General features: G+C 75.2%; 20 protein-coding genes. 12 read left to right on the top strand and 8 right to left on the bottom strand.

Features of this window, described 5'->3' with window-relative positions:
• Position 1: 1 nt before the first annotated feature.
• Positions 2–391, bottom strand: a complete 390-nt coding sequence (locus ACIBQ8_RS49150) for a hypothetical protein (protein ID WP_352330754.1) — start codon at positions 389–391, stop codon at positions 2–4.
• Positions 392–479: 88 nt separating this feature from the next.
• Here ACIBQ8_RS49150 and ACIBQ8_RS49145 point away from each other — a divergent pair, with 88 nt between their 5' ends.
• The gene (locus tag ACIBQ8_RS49145; RefSeq protein ID WP_397179100.1) at positions 480–1268 is read left to right on the top strand and encodes a class I SAM-dependent methyltransferase; all 789 of its coding nucleotides are present in this window, start codon (positions 480–482) and stop codon (positions 1266–1268) included.
• Between the two features lie 7 nt (positions 1269–1275).
• On the opposite strand, the gene ACIBQ8_RS49140 is transcribed toward ACIBQ8_RS49145, so the two are convergent.
• Entirely contained in the window at positions 1276–2040 is a 765-nt protein-coding gene (locus ACIBQ8_RS49140; protein WP_397195653.1) for an NAD(P)-binding domain-containing protein, read from the bottom strand.
• A gap of 107 nt (positions 2041–2147) precedes the next feature.
• Here ACIBQ8_RS49140 and ACIBQ8_RS49135 point away from each other — a divergent pair, with 107 nt between their 5' ends.
• Genes ACIBQ8_RS49135 through ACIBQ8_RS49115 form a run of 5 tightly spaced genes read left to right on the top strand, consistent with a single transcriptional unit; the run spans position 2148 to position 7404 of the window.
• Positions 2148–2402 (top strand): hypothetical protein, encoded by a 255-nt coding sequence (locus tag ACIBQ8_RS49135; RefSeq protein WP_397195652.1) that lies wholly within the window; start codon positions 2148–2150, stop codon positions 2400–2402.
• 20 nt (positions 2403–2422) lie between these two features.
• The gene (locus tag ACIBQ8_RS49130) at positions 2423–3148 is read left to right on the top strand and encodes an ABC transporter ATP-binding protein (protein ID WP_352363770.1); all 726 of its coding nucleotides are present in this window, start codon (positions 2423–2425) and stop codon (positions 3146–3148) included.
• Complete coding sequence (locus tag ACIBQ8_RS49125; RefSeq protein ID WP_397195651.1) at positions 3145–5544, top strand: FtsX-like permease family protein; 2400 nt, start codon at positions 3145–3147, stop codon at positions 5542–5544. Before ACIBQ8_RS49130 ends, ACIBQ8_RS49125 begins: the two co-directional genes overlap by 4 nt.
• Before the next feature lie 40 nt (positions 5545–5584).
• Positions 5585–6775, top strand: coding sequence for a sensor domain-containing protein (locus ACIBQ8_RS49120; protein WP_397195650.1), 1191 nt, complete (start codon positions 5585–5587; stop codon positions 6773–6775).
• Entirely contained in the window at positions 6763–7404 is a 642-nt protein-coding gene (locus tag ACIBQ8_RS49115) for a response regulator (RefSeq protein WP_397195649.1), read from the top strand. Before ACIBQ8_RS49120 ends, ACIBQ8_RS49115 begins: the two co-directional genes overlap by 13 nt.
• Here the strand turns inward: ACIBQ8_RS49115 and ACIBQ8_RS49110 are convergent.
• Together ACIBQ8_RS49110 and ACIBQ8_RS49105 are read right to left on the bottom strand one after the other, a co-directional pair.
• Positions 7382–8317, bottom strand: a complete 936-nt coding sequence (locus tag ACIBQ8_RS49110; RefSeq protein WP_397195648.1) for an aldo/keto reductase — start codon at positions 8315–8317, stop codon at positions 7382–7384. The two genes, ACIBQ8_RS49115 and ACIBQ8_RS49110, sit on opposite strands and share 23 nt — an antisense overlap.
• A 1-nt stretch (position 8318) precedes the next feature.
• Complete coding sequence (locus tag ACIBQ8_RS49105; RefSeq protein ID WP_397179093.1) at positions 8319–9344, bottom strand: hypothetical protein; 1026 nt, start codon at positions 9342–9344, stop codon at positions 8319–8321.
• Positions 9345–9429: 85 nt separating this feature from the next.
• Here ACIBQ8_RS49105 and ACIBQ8_RS49100 point away from each other — a divergent pair, with 85 nt between their 5' ends.
• Positions 9430–10026, top strand: a complete 597-nt coding sequence (locus ACIBQ8_RS49100) for a TetR/AcrR family transcriptional regulator (protein WP_397179092.1) — start codon at positions 9430–9432, stop codon at positions 10024–10026.
• Between the two features lie 7 nt (positions 10027–10033).
• Here the strand turns inward: ACIBQ8_RS49100 and ACIBQ8_RS49095 are convergent, their stop codons facing one another.
• Together ACIBQ8_RS49095 and ACIBQ8_RS49090 are read right to left on the bottom strand one after the other, a co-directional pair.
• Positions 10034–10615: a GNAT family N-acetyltransferase gene (locus ACIBQ8_RS49095; RefSeq protein WP_397195647.1), complete on the bottom strand. Its 582-nt coding sequence runs from the start codon at positions 10613–10615 to the stop codon at positions 10034–10036.
• Positions 10616–10683: 68 nt separating this feature from the next.
• The gene (locus tag ACIBQ8_RS49090; RefSeq protein ID WP_397179090.1) at positions 10684–11892 is read right to left on the bottom strand and encodes an aromatic acid exporter family protein; all 1209 of its coding nucleotides are present in this window, start codon (positions 11890–11892) and stop codon (positions 10684–10686) included.
• 88 nt (positions 11893–11980) lie between these two features.
• Here ACIBQ8_RS49090 and ACIBQ8_RS49085 point away from each other — a divergent pair, with 88 nt between their 5' ends.
• Both ACIBQ8_RS49085 and ACIBQ8_RS49080 read left to right on the top strand, forming a co-directional pair.
• Complete coding sequence (locus ACIBQ8_RS49085) at positions 11981–12310, top strand: cupin domain-containing protein (RefSeq protein WP_397179089.1); 330 nt, start codon at positions 11981–11983, stop codon at positions 12308–12310.
• Positions 12311–12456: 146 nt separating this feature from the next.
• Positions 12457–12933, top strand: coding sequence for a hypothetical protein (locus tag ACIBQ8_RS49080; protein WP_352363651.1), 477 nt, complete (start codon positions 12457–12459; stop codon positions 12931–12933).
• Here ACIBQ8_RS49080 and ACIBQ8_RS49075 read toward each other — a convergent pair.
• Positions 12899–14695, bottom strand: a complete 1797-nt coding sequence (locus tag ACIBQ8_RS49075) for a glycoside hydrolase family 15 protein (protein WP_397195646.1) — start codon at positions 14693–14695, stop codon at positions 12899–12901. The genes ACIBQ8_RS49080 and ACIBQ8_RS49075 overlap by 35 nt on opposite strands.
• Positions 14696–14713: 18 nt before the next feature.
• On the bottom strand, positions 14714–15811 hold the full coding sequence (locus ACIBQ8_RS49070) for an enolase C-terminal domain-like protein (protein WP_397195645.1): 1098 nt from the start codon (positions 15809–15811) through the stop codon (positions 14714–14716).
• A 102-nt stretch (positions 15812–15913) separates the two neighbouring features.
• On the opposite strand from ACIBQ8_RS49070, the gene ACIBQ8_RS49065 reads away from it, so the two are divergent.
• From ACIBQ8_RS49065 to ACIBQ8_RS49055, 3 genes are all read left to right on the top strand, one after another.
• A complete protein-coding gene (locus ACIBQ8_RS49065) occupies positions 15914–16129 on the top strand; it encodes a hypothetical protein (protein ID WP_352324434.1) in 216 nt (71 codons plus the stop codon).
• On the top strand, positions 16126–16590 hold the full coding sequence (locus ACIBQ8_RS49060; protein WP_397195644.1) for a Clp protease N-terminal domain-containing protein: 465 nt from the start codon (positions 16126–16128) through the stop codon (positions 16588–16590). The genes ACIBQ8_RS49065 and ACIBQ8_RS49060 overlap by 4 nt, the downstream gene beginning before the upstream one ends.
• A 79-nt stretch (positions 16591–16669) precedes the next feature.
• Complete coding sequence (locus tag ACIBQ8_RS49055; RefSeq protein ID WP_397195643.1) at positions 16670–17506, top strand: SMP-30/gluconolactonase/LRE family protein; 837 nt, start codon at positions 16670–16672, stop codon at positions 17504–17506.

Genomic DNA, 17506 nt, shown 5'->3' with positions numbered 1-17506 from the left:
GTCAGCCCAGCTTGCCACGCTTCGGGAACGCCGCACGCACGGCACGGCGGTTGACGACGACCGCGACGGCGGCGACCAGGACGCCGACCACGGCCTGCTCGGCCTTCATCCACAGCGGGTAGCCGCTGTCCGGCGCGAGGAGGATGAGCACCACGCCGATGGGCGCGGCGACGGAGACGAAGCGGATGCGCACGTAGGCGGCCCGTCTGCCGCGGGCGGCCTGCCCGGCGAGTGAGACGAGCCAGGCGGAGGCGGCGGCGACGGCGGCGGCGCGCAGCCACACCACCCAGTTGCCGCCGACGACGGCGGCCACGCCGAGCGTGGCGATCGACAGGAGCAGCACGGCGGCGAAGAGGATCCGGACGAGCCGCCAGACCTGATTGTTATCCATAAGGGTAAATTTACACGCTCGGATAACGAAGTGCGCGGCGCGGGGAAAACTCGTTGCCTCCGGCCCGGCGGGGCGGCCACGATCGATCATGACCGTGACCCGCGAGGTACTCGCCTACTACGCCCAGGACCTGGAGCACGACCGGCTGCGCGAGGGCCGCGGCCGCCTGGAGTTCTGGCGCACCCAGGACGTGCTGCGCCGCACGCTGCCGCCGGCCCCCGCCCGGGTGCTCGACGTGGGCGGCGGCACCGGCGTGCACGCCGAATGGCTGCTGGCCGACGGCTACGAGGTGGAACTGCTGGACCCGGTGCCGCTGCACGTGGAACGGGCGGCGAGGGTGCCGGGGCTGCGCGCCCGGGTCGGCGACGCGCGGCGGCTCCCCGTGCCCGACGGCGGGGCGGACGCCGTCCTGCTGCTGGGCCCGCTCTACCACCTGGCCGACCGGGCCGACCGGCTGCGGGCCCTGGGCGAGGCCCGGCGCGCCGTACGGCCCGGCGGGGTGGTGGCCGCGGCCACCATCAACCGGTACGCGGCCGTGCTCGACACCGTCAACCTCGGCACCTACCTGGAGGAACGGCAGCGGGAGGCGGCCCGCGCCGCCGCGGCGGACGGCGTCATGCTCTCCCCCAGGCGCGGCTTCTCCGCCTACTTCCACCATCCGGACGAGGTGGCCGCCGAGTTCGCCGAGGCCGGGCTGCCCGGCGCCGCCCGCCACGGCCTGGAGGGCACCTTCTGGCTGCACGGCGACGTCGACGACTGGCTCGACGACCCGGACCGCCGGGCCCTGCTGCTGGACGCCCAGCGCTCGATGGAGTCGGAGCCCTCGCTCCTGGGCGCCAGCGGCCACCTGCTGACCGTCGCCCGCCGGCCCGGCTGAGCCCCGGTCAGGTGAGGCGGTCGAGCAGGTCGTCGAGCGTGTCGGCCAGGGCCTGCGACCTGGCCGGGGTGAACCAGGTGGTGCGGACGCGTTCGTTGCTGCCGTTCGGGGTCTCGTGGTCGGCCGCCAGCCGCGCCAGCGGGCGGCTGTCGTCGCCCAGGGCCCGGCCGAGCCCCTGGAACAGGCCGCGGACGTAGCCCTCGGCCACCTCGGGCGGCACGCCGTGCCCGGCGGCCCACGTGCTGAGCGTGGCCAGGTAGGACAGGTGGGTGGTGAGCGAGGCGGTCAGCGCGGAGAAGACGTTGAAGGCCGCCTCGTCCTCGGCTGCGAGCACGCCGCCCAGCCGTTCGAACAGGGCGTCGGTCACCGGGTGCGACGGCCAGGTCACCGTGACGGAGCCGCGGTCGCGGACGGCGGGCAGGGGGATCGCGCGTACCAGGGCGGCGCGGGTGTCCAGGAGCTTGCGCAGCTCCTCGGCGGCGACGCCGGCCATCACGTTGACCACGATCGTGTCGTCGTCCACGCGCAGGCCGGCCAGCGCGTCGTGCCGGTCCGGCGGGCGCACGGCGATGACGACCAGGTCGGCGCGGTCCGCCACCTCCTGGTTGGAGGCGCACACGTGCACGCCGGCGTGGCGCTGCGCCAGCTCCGCCGCCGCGCGCGCACCCCTCGGGGAGAGGAACACCTCGGGACGCTCGCCGGGACCCTCGCACAGGCCCGTCACGAGGGCCCGGCCGATCTCGCCCACCCCGATGACCCCGATCCGCTGCACCGTGTCTTCCTCCCGATCCGTGGTCGTACGTACTACAGCAGTCTGTACCGTTACTTCGGTTGCTGGCGGGATTCAGCGCGGGGACCTGCGTCCATAGCGTTGTCCTCATGAGCGATCCGTACAGAATTGACACATATGAGCAGCCGGCGCGCAGCCCGCGTACCCGGCCGCGGCGACCGGTGCTGCGTTCCCTGCTGTGGATCATGGCGGTGTGCGGGGCCTCGGTGAACGTGGCGGCCAACATCGTCACGCGGGGCGATCTGAACCCCGTCGGGCTGGCGTCGGGCGTGGTGGGCGTGGTGGGCATCGCCGGGCTGCTGATCCTGCGCTTCGCCGGCGGCCGGTCGGGAGCGCGGCCGTGAGCGCGTTCGTGAGGCCCGTCATGGAGGCGGTCGTCACGCTGGAGCGGGTGAGCAAGACCTACGGTGACGTGGTCGCCCTCGACGACGTCTCGCTGGCCTTCCCGCGCGGCCGGTTCGTGGCCGTGATGGGGCCGTCGGGCTCGGGCAAGAGCACCCTGCTGCAGGCCGCCGCGGCCCTGGAGCCGCCGACGTCCGGCGAGATCACCATCTGCGGCGTCGAGGTCACCCGCATGTCGGAGACCCGGCGCACGGAGTGGCGCAGGAAGCACCTGGGCTACGTGTTCCAGTCCTACAACCTGCTGCCCACCGTGACCGTCGAGGACAACGTCACGTTGCCGTTGCGGATGGCCGGGGTGCGCCCGGACCGGGCCTGGCTCGGCGAGCTGGTCGACCGGATGGGCCTGCGCGACCGCATGCGGCACCTGCCCACGGAGCTGTCGGGCGGCCAGCAGCAGCGGGCGGCGATCGTCCGGGCCCTGGCCGCGCGCCCGGACGTGGTGTTCGCCGACGAGCCCACCGGCGCCCTCGACCTGCGCAGCGCCGCCCACGTGCTGGACCTGCTGCGCGAGCTGGTCGACGACCTGGGCCAGACCGTCGTCATGGTCACCCACGACCCGGCCGCCGCGGCCCGCGCGCACGACACCGTGGTCATGGCCGACGGGCGGGTGCTCGACGTCCTGCCCGCCCCGACCGCCGAGGACCTGGCCGTACGGCTGGCGCGGCTGAGCGGGGAGCGGGTCGCGTGATCAGGCTCGCGCTGGCGCTCGCCAAGGCGGGCGGGCTGGTCGTGGTGTTCGCGGCGGTGCTGGGCGGGATGGCGCTGGTGACCGGGACCGGCGTGCTGGTGGACTCGGCCTTCCGCGCGCAGCCGCCCCTGCGGCTGTCGGGCGCGGACGTGCTGGTCTCGGCCCGGCAGGCGATCCCGCTGAAGGAGGAGCCGGACATCGCGCTGCCCGAACGCGCCAGGATCCCCGGCTCGCTGGTCGCCGCGGCGTCCGGGGTGCCCGGCGTGGCGGCCGTGGCCGGCGACCTCGCCTTTCCCGCCGCCGTCGGGTCCGGGACGGCCGGGCGGACCGCCGACCCGGCCACTGCCGGGCACGGCTGGTCGTCCCTCGCGCTGAGCGGCCGGATCACCGCCGGACGGGCGCCGCGCGCCGCCGACGAGATCGCGGTCAGCGGCGCGCGGGTCGGCGACCGGCTGCGGCTGACGGCGGCCGGCACGCCGGGCACCTACCGGGTGAGCGCCGTGGTGGACGCCCCCGGCGTGTACTTCACCGACGCCGTCGCCGCCGACCTGGCCGCCAGGACGGCGGGCCGGGCGGGGACGGTGGACCTCGTCGCGGTCCGCGCGGCGCCCGGCGTCTCCCCCGAGACGCTGGCCGCCCGGCTGAAGGCCGGCCTGGGCGACGGCTACGCCTACGCCACGGGCCGGGACCGGGCCGACGTGGAGTCGCCGGCCGCGGCGGCCGGTCGCGGGCTGCTGCTGATCCTGCCCTCCTCGATCGGCGGGATCAGCCTGCTGGTGGTCGGGTTCGTGGTGGGCGGCGGCCTGGCGCTGTCGGTCAACCGGCAGCGCCGCGACCTCGCCCTGCTGCGCGCGGCCGGCGCGACGCCGCGTCAGGTGCGCAGGCTGGTGGCCGTCCAGGCCGCGGCGGCGGCGCTGCCGGCCGTGCCGTTCGGGGCCGCGCTCGGCTACTTCCTGGCCGCCCGCTTCGGCGAGCTGCTGGCCGGGATCGGGCTGGTGCGCCCGGACCAGCCGCTGGTGTACGGGCCGCTGCCGGCCGTGGCCGCGACGCTGCTGCTGCTCGGCGTCACGCGGGTGGCGGCGTGGGCGGGGTCGCTGCGGGTCTCGCGCATGCCGGTGGTCTCCGGGCTGCCCGAGCCGCGCACGCCGTCGCCCGCGCGGACCCGGGCGGGGCTGCTGCTCATGCTCGGCGCGCTGGCGCTGTCCGTGACGCCGCTGTTCATGCGGGGCGAGGCGGGCATGATCGGTCCGGGCATCGCGTCGATCGTCGCGGTGATCGGCCTGGCGCTGGCCGGTCCGCGGCTGGTGCAGGGGGTGGCCGGGGCGGTGGCCGGGTCGCGGCTCATGGCGCGGCTGCCCGGCCCGCTGTGGCTGGCGGTGCACAACTCCAACGGTTACGCGCTGCGCACCGCCGGGGCCGTGGCCGCCCTCGGCATGGTCGTCACGCTCGGCCTCAGCGTGGTGCTCTCCCAGACCACGATGGAGCGGGCGCGCGCCGACGAGGTCGCCCTGGGCCTGCGCGGTCTCGTCACGATCACCGCTCCGGAGCTCGGCGGCGTCCCCCGCGACCTGCTGGACGACGTGCGGTCGCGGACGAAGGCGGCGGGCATGGCGATGACGACCGTGGTGACCGAGCCGCTGCTGACCGGCGACAGCCCCGCCCTGATGGCCAGGCCCGCCATGGCGCTCGGCCCGGACGCCGAGGGCCTGGTCGACCTGGACGTCGCCGACGGCGGCCTGTCCGGCCTCAAGGGCGCGGCCGTCGCCGTGGAAGCGGGCCTGGGCCAGGTGGGCCAGAGCATGGACGTGATCATGGGCGACGGCGCGCGGGTGCGGGCGCGGGTGGCCGCCACCTACCGGCGCGGCCTCGGGTTCGGCCCGATCGTGGTCTCCCGCGACCTGGCCGCCGCGCACACCACGAGCGGCCTGGACAGCGCGGTGCTGGCCCGTCCTGCCGACTTCGGCGACCTCGCGCGCCGCCCCGGGCTGCGCTTCGACGGCGACGCCGAGGGACCGCAGGCCGCCATGGCCTCGGCCCAGACGCTGGTGAACGTGGCCGTGCTCGCCGTGCTGCTGGGCTACGTGCTGGTGTCGGTGGCCAACCGGCTGGTGGCGACGACGACCGCGCGCCGGGAGGAGTTCGCCGGGCTGCGCGCGATCGGGCTGACCCGGCGTCAGCTCAGGCGGGTGGTGCGGTGGGAGGCGCTGCTCGTCGGCGCGGGGGCGTCGGTGTCGGGGCTGGTGCTGTCGGCGGTGCCGCTGGTGCTGCTGAGCGTGGGCTTCCTGGCCCGTCCGCTGCCCGCCGGGCCGTTGTGGCTGGTACCGGCCTCTATCCTGGCAGTGATGACGATTGTGTCCCTCGCCATGGAGCTACCCGCCCGGAAGATCATGACGTGACGTGAAAGCTCTGTGGCGGTTCGTTCGGTATCACTTGATCGTGTTCGCGTCGGCCCTGGCGGCGATGGTCTGGCTGGCGGTGCTCGTCGCGGGCGTCCTGCTCGTCCCGGTGGGCGGGGCGGGGCTCGTGCTGGTGCCGCGCATGATGGCGGTGCTCCACCGGTGGACCGAGTGGCAGCGCGCGCAGGCCGGCGCGGTGCTGGGGGTCGCCGTGCCGGCGCGCCCGGCGCCGCCCGCCGGGACCGGGGTGCGCGACCGGTGGCGGGAGCTCCTCACCGGGACGCGGGCCAGGCGCGACCTGCGCTGGACGGCGCTGCACGTCGTCGTCGGCCTGCCCGCCGCGCTGGCCGCGCTCGGGGTGGCCGGGCTGCTGGTGAACCCCGTGCTGGAGGCCCCGCTGTGGTGGCTGTTCCCCGCCGACGAGCCGTTGCGGCTGCTGGTGGCCTTCCCGGTCACCGGGTGGCAGCAGGCGATCGGCATGGGCGTCGCGCAGGTCGTCCTGGCCGCGCCGCTGGCCTGGTGGGCGCTGCCGCGGCTGGCCCGGGTGCACGCCCGCACCTGCCTGGCCGCGCTCGCCCCCTCGCAGGCCGACCGGCTGGCCGAGCGGGTCGGCGAGCTGACCGAGAGCAGGTCGAACGTCCTCGACGCGCACGCCGCCGAGCTGCGCCGCATCGAGCGCGACCTGCACGACGGCACCCAGGCCCGGCTGGTCGCCATCGCGATGCGGCTGGCCATGGCCCGCGAGGCGCTCGACGACGACGGCGGGCCCGTCGGCCGGCTGCTGCAGGACGCGCACGAGGGCACCGAGGAGGCGATGACCGAGTTGCGGCAGGTGATCCGCACGATGTACCCGCCCGTCCTGGCCGACAGGGGGCTGGCCGGCGCGGTGGCCGCCGTGACGGCCAAGGCCGGCCTGCCCGTCGAGACGGACGTCAGCGGCCTCGGCGCCGTGCCCGCCGCGGTCGAGACGGCGGCCTACTTCATCGTGGCCGAGGCGGTCACGAACGCCACCAAGCACAGCGGCGCCGGCCACGTCACCGTACGGCTGGCGTCCGGCCGCGTGCTGCGCATCGAGGTCTGCGACGACGGCAAGGGCGGCGTGGACGAGAGCCGCGGCACCGGCGTCACCGGCATCCGCAGGAGGGCCGCCGCGCTCGACGGTACCTTGTCCATCGACAGCCCTCCCGGAGGGCCCACCCGTCTCGTCGTGGAGCTGCCGTGCGCGTCGTGATCGCCGAGGACAACGTCCTGCTGTCCACGGGGCTGGAACTGCTCCTGAACAGCAAGGACATCGAGGTGGCCGCGGTCGTGCCGGACGCCGCCGGCCTGCTGGACGCCGTCACCGAGCACCGGCCCGACCTGGTGATCGCCGACGTGCGGCTGCCGCCGTCGTTCCGCGACGAGGGCATCAAGGCCGCCGTCGCCCTCCGGCGCGCCGACCCCGCCCTGCCCATCCTGGTCCTGTCCCAGTACGTCGAGCGCATCTACGCCCGCGAGCTGCTGGCCCACGGCTCCGGCGGCGTCGGTTACCTGCTGAAGGACCGGGTCAGCCGGGTGAGCCAGTTCGTCGAGGACGTCCGCCGGGTGGCCGCGGGCGGCACGGTCATGGACCCCGAGGTCATCGCCCAGCTCATGGTCGGGCGGGGCCACGGCCTGGACAGCCTCACCGGCCGGGAGCGGGAGGTGTTGTCGTGGATGGCCCAGGGCCTGAGCAACACCGAGATCGGCGAGCGGCTGACGATCACCGACAACGCGGTGCACAAGCACATCGGCAGCATCTTCGCCAAGCTCGGCCTGGCCGTCTCGGACGGCGGCCACCGCCGGGTGCTGGCCGTCCTCACCTTCCTCGACGACCAGTGACCCGCCTCCGCTGGGCCGGGCCCAGGCGGGCGCGGACGGCCGCGTCCACGTCGGGCGGCAGCGGCCCCTTGCGGGCGGCGGCGACGTTGGCCCGCAGGTGCTCCGGCCGGGCCGAGCCGACGATCACCGAGTGCAGCTCCGGATGTCCGAGGATGAACCGGAGCAGCAGTTCGGTCACCGGCGCGCCGTCCGCCAGCTCCTCCAGGCGGGCGGCGGCGAGCCGGGCGTGGCGTTCGGCCAGCGGCCGGCGCACCGGCTCGGGCACGGCCGCGGGCGGCGGCGCGAGCGAGCGGGCCACCGCCCCGCGGGCGACCGTGCCCGCCCCGCTCGCCGCGGCGGCCCCGACGAGCCCTTCGTGGGAGCGGTCGAGCGCCGAGTAGGGCAGCAGGAACACGTCGAACGCGCCCGTCGCGACGTGATCGGGAAGGTGCGGCAGCTCCCCCGACATTCCGGTGAAGCGGATCAGGCCCTCGTCCTTCAGTGCCAGCATCCCGGCGATGGTGTCCTCGGCCTCCATCACGGCGAGGCTCGGGCTGAGGTGCACCATCAGGACGTCGAGATGGCCGGTGCGCATCCGGCGCAGGCTCCGCTCGACGCCCGCGCGGACGTTCGCCCTCGTGTAGTCGTGCGCGGGGTCGCCGTCGGCGAGGGAGCAGCCGCACTTGCCCGCCAGGACGAACTCGTCGCGGCGGTGGGCGATCCAGCGGCCGATGTGCTCCTCGGCGTCGCCGTAGTCGGGTGCGGTGTCGATGAGGTTCACCCCGGCGTCGAGGGCCTCGTTCAGCACGGCGCGGGCCGCGTCGTCGGACACCGGCGGGCCCCAGGCGCGGGGGCCGCGCAGCTCCATGGCGCCGTAGCCGAGGCGGCTCACGCGCAGGCCGGTGCGGCCGAGTGTGGTGGCGGGGAGCGTCACGTCAGTGCTTGGCGTAGTGGCCCGCGACGGCGGCGAAGGCGGCCTTGGGGTCCCAGGGCAGGCCGGGGTAGGCGGTGCCGGCGCGGTCCTCGTAGACCTTGACGACGCCGTAGCTGGCCAGGTCCAGGTCGTCGCGGGGGTCGCCGTCGGGGCGGTGCGGGTGGTCGCGCAGCGCGAAGGTGAACACGAAGGTGCTGTCCACGCCGGCGGCGTCGAAGAGCTCCAGCAGCTCGCGCACGTACGCGGCCTGGCCCTCCTCGTCGCGGGCGTGCTCGCCGGTCAGCCGGAGGGGCTCGCGGGTGCCCGGGGCGTACTCGACGATCTCCAGGCCGAGCGCGCCCCGGTCGCCGGCGCCGCGGTAGGTCGCCGAGCCGAACTCGGTGATCGCGACCGGCCTGCCCTGGGCGACGAGGTCGCGCACGCCCTGCTCGAACACGTCCACGATCTCGGCCGAGCGGTAGAGGTCCACGGAGACGAGGTCGAACGGCGTCCAGTCGACGCCTTCGAGCGGCACGGAGGCGTAGGTCACCCGGCCGCCGAACCGCTCGCGCACGACGGCCACCGCCCGCCGCAGGAAGTCGTTGACCCCCGCGCGGACGCCGCCGACCAGCTCGCGGACCTGGTCGGGACGGCTCAGCAGGGCGACCCGCTCGTCGATGTCGTCACCGGGCAGGAAGCCCTTGCTCATCAGGCACAGCTCGGCGCCGGTGACGAAGACCACCTCGGCGCCGCGCCGCCTGAGCCGTTCGGCGCGCTCGGCGCAGTCGGCGAACAGCGCCAGCATCTCCTCCTCGGTCATCTCCAGCGGGTAGGGCGAGAACCAGACCTCCAGGCCGAGGTCGGCGGCGTGCCCGGCGGCGATCTCCAGGCGTTCGGGGTCGCCGCCCATGACGCGGACGGCCGTGCAGTGCAGGTCGTCCCGGATGACGCGCATCTCGCGCGCCACCACGTCGGGGTCGAATCCCGGGTGGCCGATCGTCCCGTTGACGACGAAGCCGGTGTCGTAGCTGATGCCTTTGGCACGCATGGGTGGTCCTCTCACATTTACGGTACTGCCCGTACCTTAACCCATTTGAGGTACGGTCGGTACCCTCAGACCGAGGAGGGTGGCGATGGCCGGGGCAGGCGGGCGGACACGGCGGCGCGGGGCCGCGCTGGAGGAGGCGATCCTGAGCGCGGCGGCCGACGAGCTCACCGAGTCGGGGTTCGCCGCGCTGACCATGGACAAGGTCGCCGCCCGCGCCGGCACCAACAAGAACGCCATCTACCGCCGCTGGCCGGGCCGCCTGGCGCTCGGCGTCGCCGCCTACAAGCGGCTGGCCAGGACGGTCTCGCCGCCCGACACCGGCGAGCTGCGCGGCGACGCCCTGGAGCTGCTGCGCCGGGCCAACCGCTACTGGAGCTCGCCGCTCGGCGCGATCCTGCGCGACCTGATCGCCGCCGCGGGCGGCGCCGCCGAGCTGCTGGCCGAGCTCCAGGAGCAGTCGGACGACGCGGTGGCCGCGCCCTGGCTGGCCGTCCTGGAACGGGCGGTGGCCCGCGGGGAGGCCGCCCCCGGGTCGCTGCGCCCGCGGGTCGCCACGGTGGCCATCGTGCTGCTGCGCAACGAGTTCGTGGTGCGGGGGGCGCCCAGCGCGCCCGACGACGTCCTGGTGGAGATCGTGGACGAGGTCTTCCTGCCGCTGGTCCGGCGCGGCCGGGACGCCTGAGGCGGGCTCACCAGAGCCGGTCGATCTCCCCCGGGTGGAGCTCGACGCGCGCGTGGTGGAACGACAGCCGGTGCGCCCGGCCGTGAGGCGAGGGGAAGTCGCCCATCGTGACCTTGTCGAACCCGGGCAGGTCGCTGGGGAAGGGCGCCTGCGGGGTGCCGCCGACCAGCACCGCGCCGGGGATCATCGACCAGCCGGCGCTCTCGTAGAAGCCCTGGAGCGGCCGGTCGCAGGTGAACAGGGCGACGTCGAAGCCCGCCTCGGCGATGGCCGCGCGCGCGGCGCTCACCAGGCGGCGGCCGTGCCCACGGCCGCGGGCCGCCTTCCTGGTCACGACGGTGCTCAGGCCCGCGGCGCGGAACCGGTGGCCGGCGTGGCCGAGGGTCTTGGACAGGATGTCCAGGGCCGCCACGACCGTGCCCTCGTCGAGCAGGAGCATGGTGCGGGGGGCGAGGGCGGGGTCGTGCGCGGGGCCGCCGCCGTCGGGCGCGGGGAAGTCGTGGCCGGGCCAGGCCTCCCGTTGCAGGTCGCGCACCTGGGCCAGCAGGTCCGTGGGAACGTCCGGCTCGGGGAACGACCTGATGGGCATGGCTCCCGAGTGTGCCGTGCGACGGTTCCCCGGGCAAACCGGTTTCCGCGAGCGCGGGGCCGGGCGGGTCAGGGACGGGTGGCGGGCGAGGAGGGGCGGTTGTCGTCGTCCTGGCCGCCGGGGGTGGCCGCCGAGATGTCGGTCAGGACCGCCAGGATGCGTTCGGCGTCGGTGAGCAGGCTGCCGCTCAGCGCCCAGCCGGCCGGGTGGGCGACCTCGCCGTTCTGGATCTCCGTCGTCATCTGGTCGTGGATGCGGCTCGCCTGCGCCTCCGCCCGGCCGAGCAGGGTGCGGGCCCTTGCGAGGTCCGGGTCGCGCCGCACGGTGGCGGTCAGGGCGTCGCCCAGCAGGTCCAGGAGGTCGGCGTAGTCGCGGGCGTAGTCGGGGCTGACGTCGGTCGTGGGCCCGTCGTGGTGTTCCAGGTGGGCCAGGGCGTGCACGATCGTGTGCACGTGCGCGGCCAGCGTGGTCAGCCGGCGCAGCACCTCCTCGTGGTCGTGCGCGGTCGTGACCGGGTGGAGGCTGTGGCGCAGGTTGTAGCGGCGGCTCTCCGCGCCGTCGGCCACGGCGGCGGCCGCGTCGGCCAGGTGCTCGTCCAGCCGGACGGCCTGGCGTTCCCAGTCGGGCAGCGCCGAGAGGTTCCACTCGTCCCGTAAGCCCTCGGCGACGGAGGTCAGCAGCGCGGCCGTCTCGCGGGCCAGGCGGCGGACGGCCGCGTCGGGCCGGTCGCGGTACAGCGGCGGCCACAGCACGCTGTTGACCAGCGCCCCGCTCAGCGCGCCGATGGCCGTGGCCAGCACGTACGCCAGCAGGTAGCGCTCCTGGGAGGCGGCGGCGAAGGACAGCAGCAGCACGGCGGTGGTGGCGACGTCGGAGCCGTGGTTGCCCATGCGGTGCCAGCGGGCGGCCACCAGCGCGGGCGGCACGACCAGGACCAGGCTGAGCACGCCCAGGCCGAGCAGGTGCCCGATGCTGCCGGCCAGGATGACCCCGGCGCCGACCGCGGCGACCCGGCGCAGGCCGTTGGTGAGCGTGCGGTACACGGTGGCGTGCACCATGATCACCGCGGTGGCGGGGGCGATCCAGGTGGCGCCGAGCGCCAGCAGCCGGCTGGCCGTCAGCCAGGCCAGCACCGCCGCCAGCGTCGCCTTGGCGATCTGCAGCGCCTGCAACCGCTGGTACGACCCCCGCTTGGCCAGCCCGGCGGCCTGCCCGCGCACGTACGACAGCTCCCGCCTGACAGCCGCGGACAGCCGGCCACTCCAGTCACGCCACATGACGTGACATTTGATCACATTTAGGGCAAGCCGCAAGCATCTCCCCACCGGCGGGCCCGCCCGCGCCGGCATGAGAGGATCACCGGCCATGGAGATCATCGACAGCGGCAGGTTCGAGCCCGCCCCGGACGGTTCCGCCAACTTCGCCGAGCACCTGAGCGTGCCCGCGCTCAGCTTCGGCACGTACTCCATCCCGGCCGGCGCCGTGGACGGCCAGTCCCCGCACGCCGAGGACGAGATCTACGTCGTGACCAGCGGGCGCGCCTCCTTCACCGCGGGCGGCGTCACCGTCGAGGTCGGCCCCGGCACCACCCTCTTCGTCCCGGCCCGCGAGGAGCACCGCTTCCACGACGTCACCGAGGACCTGGTGACGCTGGTGTTCTTCGGGCCCGCCTACAGCGGCGTCCCGGCGTCCTGACGCCCGCGCGCGAACTCGTGGGCCGCGACCGCGCCACGAGCGCGCCCGGCTGAGGAGACTGGAGGGCGGGAGCGGCCGGCCGGCCGTTCCCCGCGCGTGACCGTCGCCCACCGTTGCCGCCCGGCCCTGACGAGATGAGAGCCCTCATGACTGTCACCCCCGCCCAGCTGCGCGACCTCGCGCGCCGCGCCCAGGACCTCGCCGCCGAGGTGCGCTCGCTGTGCGACACCGAGCCCGCCGGATCCCCCGAGGGCGACCAGCTCCGGGCCGCGCGGCACGCCGCCGACTGGCTGGACCGGGGCGGCGAGGACCTGCAGCGGGCGGCCGGCGACCTGGCCAGGCTGCGGGCCCAGCGCGAGCAGGTCTGCGGCATGCCGTGGGGCGTCTGCCCCGAGCACGGCAACACCCTGTCCTACCGGGCCAACATCACCGAGTGCCGGGTCTGCCACCGCACCTGGCCGCAGGACCGGGCCGGCCGGCCCTGCCAGGAGCTGGTCCGGTGGAAGGTGACCGACCAGGCCGGTACGGTGACCAGGATGTGCGACGGGCACGTGCTCGGCGCCCGCGCCGTGCTGCACGGGGCCACCTTCACCCGGCTTGATGCCGAGGGCGCCCAGGCCTGAACCTGCCCGACAGGACGGTCGCGGTGTTGATCACCGAGACGTGGCTGTAGGCCTGCGGGAAGTTGCCGACCTGCCGGCGGTGCACGGTGTCGTACTCCTCCGACAGCAGGCCGACGTCGTTGCGCAGGCCGAGCAGCCGTTCGAACAGCTCGCCGGCCCGGCGCCGGCGGCCGGTCGCGGCCAGGGCGTCGGCCAGCCAGAAGGAGCAGGCCAGGAAGGTGCCCTCGCCGCCGGGCAGGCCGTCGACGTCCTCCTCCTCGGCCCGGTAGCGCAGGACGAGACCGTCGTGGACGAGGTCGCGGGCGATGGCGTCCACGGTGCCGACGACGCGCGGGTCGTCGGGCGGCAGGAAGCCGAGGCGCGGGATGAGCAGCAGGGCCGCGTCCAGGCCGGTCGAGCCGTAGTACTGGGTGAAGGTGTTGCGTTCGGCGTCGTAGCCGTGGGCGCAGACGTCCTGGTGGATGCGTTCGCGCAGGGCGCGCCAGCGGTCGACCGGGCCGTCGCGGCCGAACGCCTCGACGGCCTGGATCATGCGGTCGGCCGCGACCCAGGCCAGCACCTTGGAGTGCACGAACGGGCGGCGCGGCCCCCGGGTCTCCCACAGCCCGTTGTCGGGCTGGTCCCAGATGCCTTCGAGGTAGTTCATCAGGGCGTTCTGGAGGTCCCAGGCCTCGTCGTCGATGGCCAGGCCGGACCGGCGGGCCAGGTGCAGGCAGTCGAGGGTCTCGCCGTAGACGTCGAGCTGGAGCTGGCCGGAGGCGGCGTTGCCGATGCGTACCGGCTGGGACGCCTCGTAGCCCGACAGCCAGTCGGCGGTCCATTCCGGGATGCGCCGGCCGCCCTCGACGGTGTACATGATCTGCAGGTCGGCGGGGTGCCCGGCGACGGCCCGCAGCAGCCATTCGCGCCAGGCGCGGGCCTCGGCGTCGTAGCCCGCGGTCATCATGGCCTGGAGGGTGAAGCTGGCGTCGCGCAGCCAGCAGTAGCGGTAGTCCCAGTTGCGCGCGCCGCCCAGCCGCTCGGGCAGCGAGGTGGTGGCGGCGGCGACGAGCCCGCCGGTGGGGGCGTAGGTGAGGGCCTTGAGGGTGAGCAGGCTCGTGCGGACGGCTTCGTCGTAGTCCCCCTGGTAGCCGCACCGGCGGGCCCACTCGCGCCACAGCCGTTCGGTGTCGGCCAGGGCCTCGGGCGGGTCGACCGGTTCGGGGCGCGGCAGCCACGACTGCTGCCAGGTCAGCGCGAACGGCACCCGCTGCCCCTCCTCCACGGTGAAGGAGGCGGTGGTGCGGTGCCGGTCGGCGTCCGGGCACAGCTCGACGGGGGTGCGCAGCCAGGTGGCGTCGCCGCCGGCGACCGCGGCCAGCACGCCGGCCTCGTAGCGCAGCCAGGGGACGTCGCGGCCGTAGTCGAAGCGCAGCACCAGTTCCATGGTCATCTCGACCCGGCCGCGCACGCCCTCGACGATCCGCACGACGTCGGGGGCCTCGCCGCGGGGCGGCATGAAGTCCACCACCCGGACGCCGCCGCCGGGGCCGTCCCAGGTGGTCTCCAGGATGAGGGTGCCTTCGCGGTAGCGGCGGGAGGTGGCCCGGCCGCCGCCGGCGGGGGCCAGCAGCCAGCGTCCGGCGGACGGGCCGTCGAGCAGCGCGGCGAAGCAGGCGGGCGAGTCGAAGCGGGGCAGGCACAGCCAGTCGATCGAGCCGTCGCGGCCGACGAGCGCGGCGGTGTGCATGTCGCCGATCAGGGCGTAGTCCTCGATCCGCATCGGCGCCCGCTCCTTCCCTCAGGTCACGCGGTGGGGTTCGGCGGCGGCGGCGCGCAGCTCCAGCCCGTGGCCGGGGGCGTCGGGCCGGGGGCGGGCCAGGCCGCCGGAGGGGTCGGCGGCGCCGTCGAACAGCTCCGCCTCGATGCGCTGGTGGTCGTGGAACCATTCGACGTGGCGCAGGTTGGCGGTGCCCGCGGCGGCCGGGAGGTGCAGGTTGGGCGCGCAGTGGGCGGACACCTGGAGGTTGTGGCCCGCGGCGATCGCGGCGGCGGCGAACCAGCCGGTGTAGCCGCCGCAGCGGGTGGCGTCGACCTGGAGGCAGTCGACGGCCTGGGCCTGGCACATGCGGGTGAAGTAGGCGGGGTCGCAGCCGTACTCGCCGGCGGTGACGTCGGGGGCGGCCCGCTCGCGGACCAGCCGCAGTCCGGGCAGGTCGTCGGAGGAGACGGGCTCCTCGAACCAGGTCACGTCGTGCTCGCGCATGCGCTCGGCCAGGCGGACGGCCTGTTTGGCGGTGTAGCCGCCGTTGGCGTCGACGTACAGCTCGGCCCGGTCGCCGATGACGCGGCGGGCCAGGGCGACGCGGTGCAGGTCGCGGTCGGGGCGGGTGCCGGACGACTCGCCGATCTTGATCTTGACGCGGCCGATGCCCTGCTCGTGGACCCAGCGGGCGAGCTGGGCGGTGGTGGCCTCGTCGTCGTAGGTGGTGAAGCCGCCCGAGCCGTACAGCGGGACCTCGGGCCGCGCGGCGCCGAACAGGCGGGTCAGCGGCAGGCCGAGCAGGCGCGCCTTGAGGTCCCACAGCGCCACGTCGGCGGCCGAGACGGCGTAGCCGGCGACGCCGGGACGGCCCGCGTTGCGCACCTGCCGGACCATCGCGGCGTGCAGGGCGGGGATGTCGGCGGCGTCCGCGCCGGTCAGGACGCCGGCCAGCAGCTCGGTGACGACCGAGGCGGCGGCGGCCGGGGCGTAGGTCCAGCCGGTGCCGGTGACGCCCGCGGCGGTCAGCGTGACGACGACCATGGTGGTGGACCGCCAGGCCAGCGTGCCGTCGCCTTCCGGCTGGTCGGTGGGGATGCGGTAGGCGGCGGCCCCGGCGTTCTCGATCGTGCTCATGACATCCCTGGCCCTACCCGGTGGCTCCCGGTATGACGCATCGGCCCCTGTCCAAGCAACCTGGATTGCCTGTTCCGGGAGCGGACGCCTAGGGTGGCTGGAATGTCAGTCAAGGAGCCCGCGGACGCGCTCGCGGCCGTGGTCGCGCTGCGCCGCCTGGCCGACCAGCTCGAGGACGCCGCCGTGGAGCAGGCGATGCGGGCCGGCTGGAGCTGGCCGCAGGTGGCCGAGGCGCTCGGCGTCACCCGCCAGGCGGTCCACAAGAAGCACGCCAAGCGGCTCATCGCGGCCGGGGTCGAGCTGAGGAGGCGGGCATGAGCGGCGCCTTCGACCGCTACCTGCACGACGTGCTGATCCGGGGGGAGGCCGAGGCGCGCGCGGAGAGCTCCCCCACGATCGAGGCCCACCACGTGCTGCTGGCCATGACGGCGCCGCAGGACACCGCGGCGCGGGCGATCCTGGCCGAGGCCGGGCTCGACCAGGCGGGGGTGCGGACGGCGCTGCGGCGGGAGTTCGAGCACAGCCTGGCCGCGGCCGGGGTGTCGGCGGACGCCTTCGACCTGCGTTCGACGCCCGACCCCGAGCGGCGGCCGCAGCTCGGGGCGTCGGTCAAGCTGGCGGTCGAGCGGCTGGCCGCCACCCACCGCAAGAAGGACCTGCGGCCGGTCCACGTGCTGCTCGGCGTCCTGCAGGCCGAGGTGGGCACGGTCCCGCGGGCGCTGGCCCTGGCCGGGGTCGACCGCGCCGCGCTGGCCGAGCGCGCCCGCGCCGCCCTGTAGATCCGGGCGAGATTCCTTCCCGGCGATGTCGATACGGCCCCCCGCCCTTCGTGTAGAGGGCAGAAGGAGGCATGACGACATGACCGAGACGAAGACATTGGTGACCGGATTGTGCGTGGGCGAGTCGCCGCGCTGGCACGAGGGCAGGCTGTGGTTCTCCCACTGGGGGGTGCAGGAGATCGTCGCCGTCACCCCCGACGGCGAGCGCGAGGTGGTCGCCAGCGGCCCCAAACCCGCCGGGTTCTGCCTCGACTGGCTGCCCGACGGCCGCCTGCTGGTGACCGGCGAGCGCGAGCTGCTGCGCGTGGAGCCGGACGGCACCACGTCCGTCCACGCCGACCTGGGCGGGCTGCCGCCCGGGCCGAACGAGGTCGTCGTCGACGGCCGCGGCCGGATCTACGTGAACTGCGTCGGCTTCGACTTCGGCCCGGCCGACTTCGCGCCCGGCGTGATCGCCCTGGTCGGCCCCGGCGGCGAGGCCCGGGTGGTCGCCGAGGACCTGCACTTCCCCAACGGGATGGTGGTGACCCCGGACGGCTCCACGCTGGTCGTCGCCGAGTCCTGGACGCGGCGGCTGACGGCCTTCGACATCGGCGCGGACGGCGGGCTGTCCGGCCGGCGGGTGTGGGCGCCCGTCGGCGGCGACGGCATCTGCATGGACGCCGAGGGCGCGATCTGGACCCAGGTGGACGACGAGCGGGGGTCCGCCTGCGTCCGGGTGCGCGAGGGCGGCGAGGTGACCGACCGGATCGAGCTCGACCGGGCCTGCTTCGCCTCCGCGCTCGGCGGCCCGGACGGCCGGACGTTGTTCATGACGGTCGCGGTGTTCCCGGGCGTCGAGCGGATGGCGGAGATGTTCGCCGGCCGGACGGGCGAGGTCAGGACGGCCGACGTGGCCGTCCCTGGGCTCGTCTGA

This window comes from Nonomuraea sp. NPDC049646 (genome assembly GCF_044465525.1).
Lineage (GTDB): Bacteria > Actinomycetota > Actinomycetes > Streptosporangiales > Streptosporangiaceae > Nonomuraea.
Note: the sequence above shows the minus strand (reverse complement) of the source record. Positions and strands in the feature narration are given on the sequence as shown.